Below are 14,701 nucleotides of genomic sequence, written 5' to 3' on the forward strand. Positions count from 1 at the left end.
GTCAGCCAACCCAGTAGGTGCCCTGGAAATGCCGGCCGGGGCTACCCTTCCGAGGACATGTTGCTGAAGCGCGAGTAATGTCCCTGGAATGCCACGGTGATGGTCTTGGTGGGACCTGCACGGTGCTTCGCGATGATCACGTCGGCTTCGCCCGGACGGTTCTCCTTGTCGTACACATCGTCGCGGTGCAGCAGGATGACCATGTCGGCGTCCTGCTCGATCGAGCCCGATTCGCGAAGGTCCGAGACCATGGGCCGCTTATCGGTACGCTGCTCGGAACCACGGTTCAGCTGCGACAGCGCAATCAGCGGCACGTCGAGCTCCTTGGCCAGCAGCTTGAGGTTACGCGAGAACTCGGAGACTTCCTGCTGGCGCGATTCCACACGCTTGCCCGAACTCATCAGCTGCAGATAGTCGAGGATGATCATGCGCAACTCGTTGCGCTGCTTCAGGCGTCGGCACTTGGCGCGGATTTCCATCATGGACATGTTCGGCGAATCGTCGATGAACAGCGGGGCCTCGTTCAGCCGGCCCATGGTGGTCGCGATCTTGGTCCACTGCGCGTCCTCCACCGAGCCCTTGCGCAGGTCCTGCAGCTGGATGGATGCTTCCGCCGAGAGCAGGCGCATTGCGATCTCGTTGCGGCCCATTTCCAGGGAGAAGAACACGGTGGCCATGTTGTGCTTGATGGCCGCGGAACGGGCGAAGTCCAGCGCGAACGTCGACTTGCCCACGGCGGGGCGGGCCGCGATGATGATCATCTGGCCGCCCTTCAGGCCCTGGGTCAGCTCGTCGAACTCGTAGAAGCCGGTGGGCACGCCGGTGATGCCGTCGCCGGCGTTGGCGGCGTTCTCGATCTCGTCGACGGTACCCTCGATGATTTCGGACAGCCGCACGTAGTCTTCGCTGCCGCGGTTCTCGGAGACCTTGTAGACCTCGGCCTGCGCCTCGTTGACGATGGCATCCACCTCGCCGTCGGGCGAGTAGCCCATCTGGACGATACGGGTTCCGGCGTCCACCAGGCGGCGCAGCACGGCGCGTTCGCGCACGATTTCCGCGTAGTAGCCGGCGTTCGCGGCGGTCGGCACCTGCTGGATCAGATTGTGCAGGTAGGCGGCTCCGCCGACGCGAGCGATCTCGTTGCGCTTGGTCAGCAGGTCGGCCACGGTCACGGCATCCGCGGGCTCGCCGCGGCCGTACAGGTCGATGACCGCCTCGTAGATTGCTTCATGGGCGGGACGGTAGAAGTCGGTGCCGCGAAGGACTTCGACGACATCGGCAATGGCGTCCTTGGAGAGCATCATGCCGCCAAGAACCGACATCTCGGCTTCGATATCCTGCGGCGGCTTGCGCCCCGCATCCGATGCTCGCTCTTCGTAGATCGGCTCTGCGCTCATTACAGACACTTCCATCCCCTATGTACCCGCCGGGAAACCACTTTTGCCATGTCGGCAACTGTCCATCGTGTCAGCACCAACCGACAGTTGGGCCCGGAGCCCTTGTGGATAGTCTTTCCCAGTGCCAACACTAGGTGGGTTATTAACAGAGGTAAACCCTGATATCCACAGAATATGTGGATAACCTACAACCTCCTGTGGATTCCCCTGTTCACTACGTGGGGATAATCCTGTGGATTACCCCACTTAAATGCCGGACATTAGAACTTGACTTGGGTATTTATGTTTTCACAGCTGTGGATAGAGAGTTAATTTTTTCCACTGCACACAGGCTCCGAAAACGTTATCAACAGCCAAAATCCCGGAATCAAGGTGTTTTTCACAAGTTATCAACCCCAATCAACAGGCTATCCACAAAGCTGTGGATAGTGCTGTGGATAGCAGCTCCGTCATAATCGCGTGATGAGCGGTGGAAACCCGCAGGTCGGCGAACTCCAGTCCATGGATACCGGGCATCCGGGCCCGGAGCTGCGCAGTTTGGAATTAAAAACGCTGCGGCGCGAAGGATGATTCTTCGCGCCGCAGCGTCTGGTGATGTCAGTTAAACGAGTTCGGGCACTGGCAGTGAGTGAAATCGCGAATCGTGGAAGATCTGCGGGGAATGGTTGGAGAAGTCATGACCGTGGACCTCCAGGAAGATCACCCAATGGTCGCCGGCTTCCACTTCGTTGTAGATCGAGGTCTCCAGCCAGAGGGTGGATTCCTGGATGAACAGGGCGGCTTGCTCAGTCTCATGGGTATCTACGCCGGCAAAGCGGTCGCCGTGCTTTGAGGCGATCTGCCCGCAAATCCCGTCGTTGCGCTCGCTGAGCACCGAGACGCCGATACGCTCCGCGGCACGCAGCTTGGGCCAGGTGTTGGAGGTTTTCTGCACCGCGAACATGACCAGGGCTGGCTCCAGCGATACTCCGACGGTAAAGGACGACGCGACGAGGCCGGTTTTCTCCCCGTCAATGACGGCGCAGAGTGCGGCGACGCCTGATGGATGCTGCGCGAAAACCTTGCGCAGGGTCAGCGGGTCAAGATCCTGATTCAAAGACATGGCTCGATTCCTTCGGGTCGTGCCCAACGAGCGGGAACGTCCGGCAACAGCCCGTGGAGTTCACTTCTGCGCGCTGCCAGATGTTTGCACACTCGATGTGCGGTACTTGTGCCACGCGTTCTTGCGTGGGACCGAATCCTCACCTGGAGCACCCCACTACCGTTGAGAGGGTTGCCGGCCAGCAAGCCAGGGCTTATAGCTGACGCTCTTGATTCTGGTTAAAACCATATTGCTCGTTACGCCGCACGGTCAAACATTTCACTTCTCAAATCGCAATATTCAAGAAATTGTTCGACTTCTTCGGTAATTTCCGTGTTCCGATCATCCTTTTATTCGGAAGTTTCAGTCATTTTGCACGCATCTCCAGCCAACTTGTGCGGTTTGATTTCAAAGAATGCAGCGGGCCAAGGCAATCAAGCCGCTGGCTTCGTACATCTGCCATGCCGAGGGCAGGCGTCGCCCAAGCCCCCACAGACTTGCAGAACCCGACTCCCCGGACACCCCCGGGCGGTCCACAGCGATTCTTCCGCCAGAAGTACCGCCGCGCTGGCGGCCAGCCCGCCCGTCACGAAATGACGTTTCGAACGAACTTCACCGGTTCCGCGCCGGCATTCACGTAGGAATAGGACTGCGAACTGGGGTAGGTTGCATGTTCCCCCGCGTTCAGGTCCAGGACCGTCGAGGCGAACTCAATGAGCAGCTTGCCGTGAACTACCAAGATCATTTCCGACCAGCCTTGGGGATCGGGCTGGGCGTCATATCGTTCGCCGGGCGCAAGCACCCACGTCCACAATTGCACCTCTTCGCTGGCGGGGGCCGACCCCAGCAGCATCGCCCGACTCTGCGGACTACTCCCCTTCCACGCCAGTTCATTGATTTCGGAACGGGCCGCAGTAGGCGCGGTCACCAGATCAACGAAGCGAATTCCCAGCGCTTCCGCCAATTGGTCGAGTCCCGCCAGGCTGATATTCGCCTCGCCGGCTTCGAGGTTGATGATCGTGCGTCGGCTGACCCCCGAGCGCTGCGCAAGAATTGCCTGGCTCAGTCCCGCGCGTTTTCGGAAGTCGCGGAGATTGGATCCAACGTTGCGGAGAACCGGAGAGTCACTGGAATCTTGCATGTGCACTATTCTGCACTATATGATGTGCAGAATGGTGCACATTTCTGCCATACGGGAAAATTTTTCACTCAGCAGGCAAGATGCCGCCCTCCTTGCCATCACGTCCGTTTGGGGCGGAACTTTCCTGCTGATTCACTTGGCCATGCGCCACAGCGGACCGATGTTCTTTGTCGGCGTCCGATTTGTCATCGCAGGCTTGGTCGCCGCGGCCATTTTCTCGAAGTCGCTCCGCAGGATCACCGGCAGGGAGTTATGGGCCGGAACGGCCATCGGCGTGATGATCTTCCTGGGTTATGGGCTGCAGACCCAAGGGCTTCAAACCATCAATAGCAGCACTTCGGCGTTCCTGACAGCGCTGTACGTGCCGATGGTTCCGCTGTTGCAATGGCTGGTCTTTCGCCAGCGCCCCCACACGATGGTTTTGCTCGGGGCGGGTCTCGCCTTTGTCGGACTACTGCTGCTGGCTGGACCGGGTGCCGTCACCCTGGGCTTGGGCCCTGGAGAGATCGCAACCTTGGCCAGCACCCTGCCCATGGCCGCAGAAATCCTGTTGATTGGCTTCTACGCCGGCAAGGTCAACCTGGGCAGGGTCACCGTCATCCAGCTGCTTGTTGCCGGCGGCCTCGGATTCTCCGCCATGCCGGCAGCCGGTGAATCCGTCCCCGAGTTCTCCTGGCTCTGGGCCGCCCCTGCCATTGGTCTGGGAGCCGCAAGTTTCCTGATCCAGGCGACCATGAACTGGGCGCAGAAGTCCGTCTCCCCCGCCCGGGCCACCATTATCTATGCCGGGGAACCGGTCTGGGCCGGAATCTTCGGCCGCATGGCCGGTGACCGGATGCCTGCCTTGGCCTTGCTCGGCGCGGCGGTCATCGTGGCCGGGACGTTGCTCAGCGAGATCCGACCGAGACCGGGGGACACGACACGGGATCAGGCTCAGGCTCCGAATCAGGACGCCCTGACCGAATAAGCCCGCAGACCTTTGGCACGCAGCCCTCGGCCCGCCCGGTCGCACCATCGAACCGGGCGGGCCGAGGACCCTCCAGACGCATCCCCGCGTCAGAGCCGGTGGAAGCTTTCGGCGAGCGCGTACACAGGAGTGTCCAACCCCTCGTAGCGTGCCTTGAGCTGCAGCCCCAGATACTTGGAGTAGTGCCGGGACTGGTGCAGGTTGCCGCCGTGGAACCACAGGTTCTTGACCCTGGTCGGCTTCCACATGTTGCGCAACTCCCCCTCCCACGGCCCGGGATCCTTGGTGGTGCCCGAGCCTAGGCCCCAGCATTTGCCCACTTCGTCGGCGACTTCCTGGGAGATCAGCTGCGCGGCCCAGCCGTTCATGGAGCCGTAGCCGGTCGCGTAGACCACCGCGTCGGCGGGCAGCTCGGTGCCGTCGGCCAGCACCACTGAATGTTCGGTTAGGTGCGAGACCTCGCCCTTGGCCAGCGCGATGGACCCGTCGGCCACCAGCTCCGAGGCGCCGATGTTGATGTAGTAGCCTGAGCCGCGGCGCAGGTACTTCAGGAACAGCCCCGAGTCGTCGTCGCCGAAGTCCAGGTCGAACCCGGCGTCGGTCAGCGACTGGTAGAACTGCGCGTCGTCCTCCCTGATCTGGGCGAAGGCGGGTTTGTGGAATTCGGGCAGCACCTTGTACGGGATCGAGGCGAAGATCAGGTCCGCGGTATCGGTATCGATCCCGTTGGCCAGCGCCTCCTCCGAGTACAGCGGCCCGAGCACGGTTTTCATCAGCGATTCGGAGCGCACGATGTGCGTGCTGGAACGCTGGACCATCACCGGCTTGGCGCCGTTGTGGACCAGGTCCGCGCAGATGTCGTGAGCGGAGTTGTTCGCGCCGATCACCACGACGTTCTTGCCACGGTAGGACTCGCCGCCCGGGTGGGTCGAGGAGTGGTTCTGCTCCCCGGCGAAGATCTCCTGGCCCGGGTACTGCGGAAGGTTCGGGATGCCTGACATGCCGGTGGCCATGACCAGGTGCGTAGGGCGCAGGGTCAGCGGCTGACCGTCGCGGAGAACCTGGACGATCCAGCCTTCGGACTCGGGGTCCTTGCCCGCGCTGACGGCCTCGGTCAGGGACCAGTAGTCCAGTTCCATGAGCTTGGTATAGCACTCCAGCCAGTCCCCCATCTTGTCCTTCGGCGTGAACACCGGCCAGTGGTCGGGGAACTCGATGTACGGCATATGGTCGTACCAGACCGGGTCGTGCAGGGCCAGGGAGTGGTAGCGCGAACGCCACTGGTCGCCGGGCTTGGGGTGCTTGTCGATGATCAGCGCGGGCACGCCCATGCGCTTGAGCCGTGCTCCCAGGCCGATGCCGCCTTGGCCGCCGCCGATGACCAGCACGTAGGGCTGCTCGGTGACGCCCAGGGACTGCTGCGCCTTCTTTCTCCGGTCAAGCCAGTTCTCCGAGACCATGGCCGCGCCGTGGTCCGCGCCCAGTGTGCGGCGCGGGCCGGAGGGTTCGGGGAAATCGCGCAGGCTCTGAGCGGTGGAAAGCATGGTCCAGCCCAGCGAGTCGCGCAGCCGGAACAGGCCCTTGCCCTGCATCGCGTTGTTCTCGAAGGTGTACCACGCCTCGATGATGCCGTCGGCTTCCGAAGCTCCGGTGACCTGCAGGTTGCGCGGCCAGGCGCCAGAGTCGATGCCCAGCAGCATGGATTGGATGCCGTCGCGCCCCTCGGCGGTGTGCAGATTCCAGGTCAGCGCGGTCAGATCGCGCCAATAGGATTCCTCGCCGAACAACTGCGCCGCGGCGGCGGAATCGTCGGCCTCCAGCGCCTGCTGCAACTTGGACAGCCATGCTTGCGCCTGGACTTCCGGGGAGTTCTCAGCCATCGTCATCACTTCATTTCTTCCTGGAACCATTGGGATGGTGCGGCGCCAGCTGTGCCGCGTGGAATCCAGAATATGAGGTGGATCACAATTCGAAAGGGTTGCAAAAGGTTGCAACCGCGCCGAAGGGCTCTCGTTCGCGACCATTGGCTTCATGGATGGCAAATCGTTGGCCTCGTTCAAGCGCAGAAAACCATGCAGCCAACGACGCAGCACCGACGGGTCGGGTACAGGGCACCCTAGATCCATCAAGCAGTTTCCTGCTCGTCGGCGGAGCGCGAACACCGCCCGCGGGGCCAGTGTTGCCCCGCGCAGTGACCGCGATGCTGCTCGTCGTTTGGCCGCACAATCATGACACCAGCAGTCGCGTGGCTCCTCCGGCCAAAACGATGGCCACGCCAAGGATTCAAGGACTTGGAAAAACCGGCAGTACTCGCGGATGCTGAATGCCCCGGGGCCGCCAGAGCCGGTCTCGGCTTACTTTCCACAGCCAACTGGCGCCCCTGGCCGGGCGCCAATCTGACTCCGGCGGATCCACGGTCTGCCCCAAGCAACGTGACGGCGCGCAGGAAACCGCAAGAGCGTGGATCAGGGCGCTCGCCCACGGGATTTCAGCCCTGGCTTCGCCGGAATGACCATCTCGCCCGGACGGAGTTTGATCATCGCAAATACGCCGCCAGCACTGATACCAGAAATCCAGGGCCCGAAGAGGGCGCAGGCACAGATCATGCAATCATCGCGGGCCACGGGGTGACGGTGATGGAGTCTGCCGAAAGACCCCTGCCGCGCTGCCAGCTGAGGCATTGAAAAATTCCGTGATAGCCGCGCTGGACACGGTCGGGGACGGGGTGCACAGATGGCAACTACGCCGCGTGTATTCTCGCTTCGGCCTGCGTGGCATCGTCACGTCGCCACCGCCCAGTATTACAGGAAAGGACGGAGCCCTACGGGCAAGACGGCATAGGTGATTCACCAGGGCGTGGTATCTCATTTTATAAACTTAAGCGGTACCCTCAGAGAGAAACTCCACGATGATCACCGAGCGCCGAAAAGCGAAACACGGGGAACCTTTCCGCAACTTCACAGCGGACTTCGTGAACGACCACTTTCTCGGCAAGCTGCCGTCGGCGGAGGAACAAATGAATATCCCAGAACTTCACACCCCTGCTGCCCAGCGCATGCAAGAACTCTTCGGATGCCCCGAAGCCAGGAGGCATCTCACCTCATATGGATGGATGGAAGGCATGCCAGTAGTTTTCGCCCACGCCTGTGAACGTGTGGAAGACATCATGGGGCTAGTCTCCGTGCACGGGCGCGCTGTACTTCTGGTACGCATTGATGGCCAAAACAATGATCTGCAGTTATGGCACATCAGTGTCCCGAGTCCGATCTTCACGCGCGTGGAGCCGGTCTCTCCTGAGTCGACAATTCAAGACCTTTGCGTCAGACATCCCAAAAGCCGGCTCACTCCGTTCCGGGTGGCATTCTGGTCACACAGTGCTGCCATCCATGAAATTCCACTCCATCCCTATACCAATTGACATGACTTGCGGAAATTAATTTCGTCTTATCACAATTAGATTACGAAGAACGAAATCATTCCTAACCTGCGCGAATCCTGATAAGGGTTGCGCCGCGTAAGAATGGTAAAAACACACCCCTAATCCGTAAGCCTCTCATATTCTGAAGTATCTACTGACTAGGCGCTACGCGCGTCGATCAAACCAGGGACTCCTCCATTCTTAAAGCGGTATGGCCACGGAAGATCCTTGGCGCATTCACGAATGCTTATTAAGCGATAAAGCCGAACTATCCTTCAGTGGCCTAATCTTTTAGGGTAGAAATAACACCGCAAACAGGCAGGATGAAAGGTAGCCGGTTTGCATGGTGACTTGTTCCAAGTTGATGGGGATCACTCGGAAGACTCAAGAACACAGTGGAGGTAGTACCAATGCCAGGACGTATCGTACGCACCAAAACCGCCGAGCGCGTGAGTGAACTGCTCGGTTCCCGCGAGGGGCGCCAACACCTGACGAACTACGGATGGGTCCAGGGAATGCCAATAGTGATGTCGATTCCCACGGAGCCTCTCAATGATGTTATGGGCCTAGTCTCCATGCACGGCCGCCCGGTCTTGGTAGCCATGCTCAGTGCCAAGCTCGATGAGTTGAAGTTCCTCTACGTCTCGACCCCCAACCCAGCCCTGCGAAACGCCGCGGTCGAGAAAGATTCGACCCACATCCAAGATCTGTTCGAGCGCGCCGAAGAAGATGGGCTAGTCACCTTCCGAGCCAAGTACTGGGATGCGAGCTCAGTGGCGCACCCGATCCCTGCGTTCCGTCCGGCCACCGAGAGCCCCACCTACGCACACCGTTTCAGTGGTTAGTCACCAAGGCAGTTAAAAGCCTGCAAACTGCGACACTTATGCCTGCGGACATCAAGACTTGTTATCGGTTCTGCCATGGCAATTACCGCGAGGTGCTGGAATGCCGGCCCCATGCGCTACCCCCTCGCAGCTTTGCAGGCTGGCTGGCGGTAAGTATTCCCCGCCACCGTCCTTAGCCTCTAGCCTTGCGGGCCGATCTCGGTCCCGGAATCCGGACTCGCGTGCTTGGTCGCGTTTTCTTGCGCCTCGTGCCTCACGACCTCCGGATTCGCCCCCAGGGCCAGCCGGCGAACTGTATCAAGCAATTGTTGCACCTCGGTAACCCGCTGAGTCCAATACGCGGTATCAAGATACCCAAATCCGTTATTCGCGTCGGTAGCGAACTGCTCAAAGCTGTTCCTCTGTGTTTCTAAGGCACTAGTCAGATCGTCATATTGGTCGCCAGTAAGGGAAAGATGGATGTCTTTACGAGGTCTATTTGTCATAAGTTTCAGGATTGTTCACTAGATAGCAAGTCCCTTCGACCCTACTCCTCGGCAATGGGTATAGGTCAAGGATTTCAGGATTTACCCAGCACCATCCTATAAGCAAGCGATCCCCTAGCAGTCTAAGGAAAAATACGCCGATTTCTGCTGCAACCAAATGTCTTCCATGATTGCGAAACCCTGTGACCAGCCCCCGAGCCGACGACGGATCCACGCTCCGCGGCGTTCGCCCTCAGGACCCAACGCGCGCCGCGATGCGGCCTCAAAACACCGTAGCTGCTTGCTACCCGTTGCCGATAAGACGGAACGCGTCACTATCAACCGCTGCGAACGCCAACAGGTAGACATCTTGTTCCCCCGGTTGCGGCCCATGCCCAGATAGCCAGCAGTTTCGTTGGCCGACTTGCGAGCCGGTCGGAACCGGCTCTCCCGCGCCTGAAGCGACCACCCATCCGATCGCGGCCGCGGCTGGCAGGTACGATCCCAACTTCTTCTCAACCAGGTAAAACCACTGGAACGGTCAGCCGGTAAGGGCGCGCGGCGATGATCCCGCCGAGCTTGGCCCGCAGCCGCGAGACCTCGGCACGCACGGTTACCGGGGTTACCGGTTCCTGCCAGAGCTGGCGCAACCCGGCCGCATCCACCCCCTGCTCCCGGCGGGCCAGAAGCTGCAGGATCCGCCAATGCCGGGAGTTCAGCGGCACCTCGGTACGCTCTGATCCCACCCAGATCACCGCGCGCGGCATCGGGCTGGGACACAATTCCAAGACGGTTTGCTCGGCGATGGGGCGCAACATCCATCCGCCCGGCACCGGTGCCGCGTGCATGGCGCCCAGCCCGCGCACCCAGACGCTTCCCTCGTGCAATCCGCCGATCGCCGAAAGCCGCACCGGGCAGTCGAAACCACGGCTGGCAGCTACCGCGTACTGCTCGTCAACCAGCACGTAGTTATCGGCCGGCTGGTCCACTGCGTCGCGCAGTTCGTTCAGCTTCAACTGGTGCACGCGCAGCAGCTCACCCTCCGCCTCGCGGGCGGTCGCGGACACCAACGCGAGGGTGTGCGGGTGCGCAGTGCGGAATGAACCGGCTAGTGTGACGGTGGCAGTGAGCATTCCGGTAGCCGGGCTGACGATCGGCGCCGAGGTGCACACCCAGGCATGCTGTTCCTCGCGGGCGTGCTCCGGGCCGAAAACCTGCACGGGAATCCGCTCGGCCATGGCGGTGCCGATGCCGTTGGTTCCGACATCCGCTTCACGCCAGCGCGCGCCAGCCACGAATCCGATCCCATCGCTCTGCCTGCGCACCGCGCGGGGTCCGAGCACCGTGAGGATGTAGCCCTCGCCGTCGGCGATGACCAGCTGGTTCTCTGCCTGACCCGCCATCGGCAGCAGCCGGTCGCTCAGCAGCTCGCCGAGGATCGACAGCTCATTATTCTCCCGTTGGCGCGCTGCCAGCTCGCCGCTCGGCAACGGGCGGGATTCGCCGCCGCGGCCCTGCGCCCGCTCCCAGGAGCGCGCGATGACCGGGCGAACTTCGCGCTGGATGCGCGCTCCTTCGGACCAGCTGCGGTGCAGCGGCAGCAGCTGGCGGGCGTAACCCAGCGGATCCACGCCGGCGCCAAGCGCTGCCTGAAGGCTCGGAGCGGCCGGAGGGCGGGCAGGTGTCATTCATAGAGGATGACACGCATTCATGCGCAGGAAAAGACTTGTTTTTCGGCGCGGCATTGCTTCCATAGCGCCCAGAGCGCGGTGGTGCGTTCGGCGCGGCATTGCCTCCGCATACCGACATGAAACTACGTTTCTTGAATTGAACCTGCGTTTCATGCCACGATATTTGTTGGACGTGCGCCAGCTCACAGGATCGCGGGCGGTGCTACGTGACAGGTACAGAGATCAAAGGACGTCACCCCCATGGCCATGACTCACGCTAACCACTCCGAGCTGACCCCGCTGCGCTTCCTGGAGCGCTCCGCCGAGGTCTACCCGTCCAAGCAGGCAGTCCTGCACGGTACCCGCAGCTACACCTACGCGGAACTCGAAGCCCGGATCCATCGTTTCGCCCAGGTCATCCGCGAGCGCATCACCCCCGGCGACCGCGTGGCCGTGCTGGCCCCCAACACCCCTGAGATGCTCATGGCGCACTATGCCGTGCCGTTGGCCGGGGGCGTGCTGATCGCCCTGAACACCCGGCTGTCCGCCCACGAGCTGCAGTACATCATGGACCACTCCGAGGCGAAGCTGCTCTTCGCCGACACCGAGCTGCTGGGCAACACCAAGATGCTGCGCGCCGAGAACCCCACGCTGCAGGCGCTGATCGAGCTCACCGACGACCAGTTCACCGGGCGGCGCCCCGACGTGGCGGTGGACGCGGTGCTCGACGAGCTGCTGGCGGAGGCCAGCGAAGTGAAGCTGCCCTATTCCGTCGAGGACGAGCGCGCGCCGATCACGCTGAACTACACCTCCGGCACCACCGGCAAACCCAAGGGCGTGCTCTATTCGCACCGCGGCAGCTACCTGAACTCGCTGGGCGAGGCCATGCACCAGGGCATGAACTCCGCCACCCGCTACCTGTGGACCCTGCCGATGTTCCACTGCAACGGCTGGTGCACCCCGTGGGCGGTCACCGCCGCCGGCGGCACCCATCTGTGCCTGCGCGCGGTGCGCGAGGACTCGGTGTGGGACGCCATCGAGAACCTGGGCACCACCCACCTTTGCGGCGCCCCGACCGTCTGCTCGATCATCGCCGACGCCGAACGCGCCCACGAGCTGGCCGAGCCGCTGCGCATCACCACCGCCGGGGCCCCGCCCTCGCCTGCCATCATCTCCAAGCTGCAGAAGCTGGGCATCGAGGTGGTGCACGTCTACGGGCTGACCGAGGTCTACGGCCCGTACACCATCTGCGAATACCAGGACGCCTGGGACGAATTGGCGCCGGCCGAGCGCGCCGAGCGGCTCTCCCGCCAGGGCGTCGGCATGATCACCGCCGAATCCGCGCGCGTGGTGGACCTGGACATGAACGACGTGCCCGCCGACGGGGAAAGCATGGGAGAAATCGTGCTGCGCGGCAACAACGTGATGATCGGCTACTACCGCGACCCGCAGGCCACCGAGCAGGCCTTCGCCGGCGGCTGGTTCCACACCGGGGACCTGGGCGTGATGCACCCCGACGGCTACATCCAGGTCCGCGACCGCGCCAAGGACATCATCATCTCCGGCGGGGAGAACATCTCCACCATCGAGGTCGAGCAGGCGCTGGCCGCACACCCCGAGGTGCTGGATCTGGCGGTGGTCGGCGTGCAGGACGAAAAGTGGGGTGAACGCCCGGTGGCCTACGTGATCCGCGCCAGCGGCTCGCAGCTGGATGCCGAGGGGCTGATCAGTTTCGCCCGTGAGCGCCTGGCCGGATACAAGGTGCCGCGCACCATCGTGTTCCCGCAGGATCTGCCGCGCACCTCCACCGGCAAGGTGCAGAAGAACGTGCTGCGCGCGCAGGCGCTGGAAGAGGCCGCCGGATAAGCCCCGGCGGGGTTCCGCGGCGCACCGCAACGGCGTAGAGTTGGCGCACCGCATAGCCTACCGGCCGGAAGGTCCGCCATGCCCGCAACCTATACCTTCGACGTCTTCAGCTCCCTGGACGGCTTCGGCAGCGCCGGCGGCGACTGGGGCGGCTACTGGGGCAAGCAGGGCCCCGAGCTGCTCGAGCGCCGGCTGCAGCTCTACACCCCGGCCTGCCGCATGGTCTACGGCGCCAACACCTTCCGGCTCTTCGAGCGCTTCTGGAACGAGATCGCGGACAACCCGGAAGTCGAGGACCCCTGGGGCATCGCCATGCACGAGCAGCCCGCCACGGTCATCTCCACCACCCTGTCCGAGCCGTTGGACTGGCCCGACGCGGTGCTCGAACGCGAGGACGCGCTGTGCGTGGTGGCCCGGCTCAAGGCCGAATCCGCGGTGCCGCTGCGTTCCCACGGTTCTCTGGCGATGAACCACTCGCTGCTGGCCGCCGGGCTTGTGGACTTCATCCAGGTCACCGTGTTCCCGGTGCTCACCGGCCGCAACGGCGCCTCGCCGGTGTTCGCCGGGGTGGACGACTACGACCTGGAGCTTGTCGACTCCCGGCTGCTGGATGGCAGCATCCAGGAATTCACCTACCGCCCGACCCGGCACGGCTAGCCGCCCCCGGCGGCTGAGAGGAGGTCCAGGTGGCCAGGAAGGGCGCACCGGCGCACCGCACGCGTTCCACGCTTTCCCTGCGCGCCCTGGGGCTGCTAGCGGCCGGGGCGCTGGCGCTGGCCTCCTGCTCGATTCCCAACAACCCGGCGCCGGCCGGCCCCGTTCCCACCAGCGATGCACCCACCAGCGGCTCGCCCTCCGGGGCGGAAAACACCCAGGGCGCAAGCTTCCAAACGCTGGCCTCGAATCTCAACGCTCCGTGGTCGGTGGCGGATGCCGGGGATGCGCTACTGGTCAGTGAACGGGACTCCGGGCGCGTCCTGGAGATCCTCGATTCAGGCGCCGTGCGCGAGGTCGGCCGGCTGCCCGATGTGGACTTCGGCGGCGAGGGCGGGCTGCTGGGCCTGGCCTTCAAGGCCCCGGACCGGCTCTACGCGTATTCCACCGGCCCGAACGGCAACCGGATCCAGCGTTTCACGCTGGCCGGGGCGGTAGGAAGCTATTCGCTGTCCGAGCCCAGGACGCTGCTGGACGGGCTGCCTTCAGCCTCCAACCACAACGGCGGGCGGCTGGCCTTCGGACCGGACGGCATGCTCTACGCCAGCGTCGGGGATGCGGCGCGGCCGGCGAGCGCGCAGGACCTGGGCAGCTTGGGCGGCAAGATCCTGCGGATGGACGCGGAGGGAGGCGTTCCGGCGGACAACCCGTTCCCGGATTCCTACGTGTACAGCTACGGCCACCGCAACGTGCAGGGGCTGGCCTGGGACGCGGACGGCGCCATGTACGCCAGCGAATTCGGGCAGAACACCTGGGACGAGCTGAACAGGATCACCGCGGGCGGCAACTACGGCTGGCCGGAAGTGGAAGGCACCGGCGGCACCGGGGAGTTCACCGACCCCGTCGCCCAGTGGAGCACCGACCAGGCCAGTCCCAGCGGCATCGCGATCGTCGATTCCGTGCTCTACCTGGCCAACCTGCGCGGGCAGCGGCTGCGCGCGGTGCAGCTGGACGACCCGGAAATGCAGCGGGAGCTGCTGGTCAACGAGCTGGGCAGGCTGCGCGACGTGGTCCCGGGGCCGGATGGGCGGCTGCTGGTGCTGACCAACAACACCGACGGGCGCGGCGACCCGGGCCTGCAAGACGACCGGCTGATCTCCCTCCCGCCGTCAGGGACCGGATAGAGGGCTTCCACCCT

The 14,701-nt window shown here is 63.1% G+C and carries 11 protein-coding genes and 1 riboswitch; of the genes, 6 read left to right on the plus strand and 5 right to left on the minus strand.

Going from position 1 to position 14,701, the window contains the following annotated elements; genetic code table 11:
• Positions 1-41: 41 nt before the first annotated feature.
• The 3 genes from dnaB to ACTX90_RS18000 form a co-directional block, all read right to left on the minus strand.
• Positions 42-1,397, minus strand: coding sequence for a replicative DNA helicase (gene dnaB, locus ACTX90_RS17990; protein WP_113607317.1), 1,356 nt, complete (start codon positions 1,395-1,397; stop codon positions 42-44).
• A gap of 601 nt (positions 1,398-1,998) precedes the next feature.
• The gene (locus ACTX90_RS17995; RefSeq protein WP_047120525.1) at positions 1,999-2,499 is read right to left on the minus strand and encodes a flavin reductase family protein; all 501 of its coding nucleotides are present in this window, start codon (positions 2,497-2,499) and stop codon (positions 1,999-2,001) included.
• A gap of 97 nt (positions 2,500-2,596) precedes the next feature.
• Positions 2,597-2,713, minus strand: a riboswitch (SAM riboswitch).
• A 351-nt stretch (positions 2,714-3,064) separates the two neighbouring features.
• Complete coding sequence (locus tag ACTX90_RS18000; RefSeq protein WP_047120526.1) at positions 3,065-3,619, minus strand: helix-turn-helix domain-containing protein; 555 nt, start codon at positions 3,617-3,619, stop codon at positions 3,065-3,067.
• A 142-nt stretch (positions 3,620-3,761) separates the two neighbouring features.
• On the opposite strand from ACTX90_RS18000, the gene ACTX90_RS18005 reads away from it, so the two are divergent.
• Entirely contained in the window at positions 3,762-4,586 is an 825-nt protein-coding gene (locus tag ACTX90_RS18005; RefSeq protein ID WP_443442640.1) for a DMT family transporter, read from the plus strand.
• A gap of 89 nt (positions 4,587-4,675) precedes the next feature.
• Here the strand turns inward: ACTX90_RS18005 and ACTX90_RS18010 are convergent, their stop codons facing one another.
• A complete protein-coding gene (locus ACTX90_RS18010) occupies positions 4,676-6,466 on the minus strand; it encodes an NAD(P)-binding domain-containing protein (RefSeq protein WP_443442641.1) in 1,791 nt (596 codons plus the stop codon).
• Positions 6,467-7,494: 1,028 nt separating this feature from the next.
• Here ACTX90_RS18010 and ACTX90_RS18015 point away from each other — a divergent pair.
• Positions 7,495-8,004 (plus strand): protein kinase family protein, encoded by a 510-nt coding sequence (locus ACTX90_RS18015; protein WP_047120528.1) that lies wholly within the window; start codon positions 7,495-7,497, stop codon positions 8,002-8,004.
• Positions 8,005-8,414: 410 nt separating this feature from the next.
• Positions 8,415-8,849, plus strand: coding sequence for a hypothetical protein (locus ACTX90_RS18020; RefSeq protein ID WP_047120529.1), 435 nt, complete (start codon positions 8,415-8,417; stop codon positions 8,847-8,849).
• Positions 8,850-9,828: 979 nt separating this feature from the next.
• Here the strand turns inward: ACTX90_RS18020 and ACTX90_RS18025 are convergent.
• Complete coding sequence (locus ACTX90_RS18025) at positions 9,829-11,001, minus strand: helix-turn-helix domain-containing protein (RefSeq protein ID WP_047120531.1); 1,173 nt, start codon at positions 10,999-11,001, stop codon at positions 9,829-9,831.
• A gap of 243 nt (positions 11,002-11,244) precedes the next feature.
• Between ACTX90_RS18025 and ACTX90_RS18030 the strand changes: the two genes are divergently transcribed.
• The 3 genes from ACTX90_RS18030 (at position 11,245) to ACTX90_RS18040 (ending at position 14,687) form a co-directional block, all read left to right on the plus strand.
• A complete protein-coding gene (locus ACTX90_RS18030; protein ID WP_047120532.1) occupies positions 11,245-12,849 on the plus strand; it encodes an AMP-binding protein in 1,605 nt (534 codons plus the stop codon).
• A gap of 78 nt (positions 12,850-12,927) precedes the next feature.
• Positions 12,928-13,506 carry a dihydrofolate reductase family protein gene (locus tag ACTX90_RS18035; protein WP_053799233.1) on the plus strand — a complete coding sequence of 193 codons (579 nt, stop codon included), beginning with the start codon at positions 12,928-12,930 and terminating at the stop codon, positions 13,504-13,506.
• 29 nt (positions 13,507-13,535) lie between these two features.
• Positions 13,536-14,687, plus strand: a complete 1,152-nt coding sequence (locus tag ACTX90_RS18040) for a PQQ-dependent sugar dehydrogenase (protein ID WP_443442642.1) — start codon at positions 13,536-13,538, stop codon at positions 14,685-14,687.
• Positions 14,688-14,701 lie beyond the last annotated feature (14 nt).

This window comes from Glutamicibacter soli (assembly GCF_052322135.1).
Classification (GTDB): domain Bacteria; phylum Actinomycetota; class Actinomycetes; order Actinomycetales; family Micrococcaceae; genus Glutamicibacter; species Glutamicibacter soli.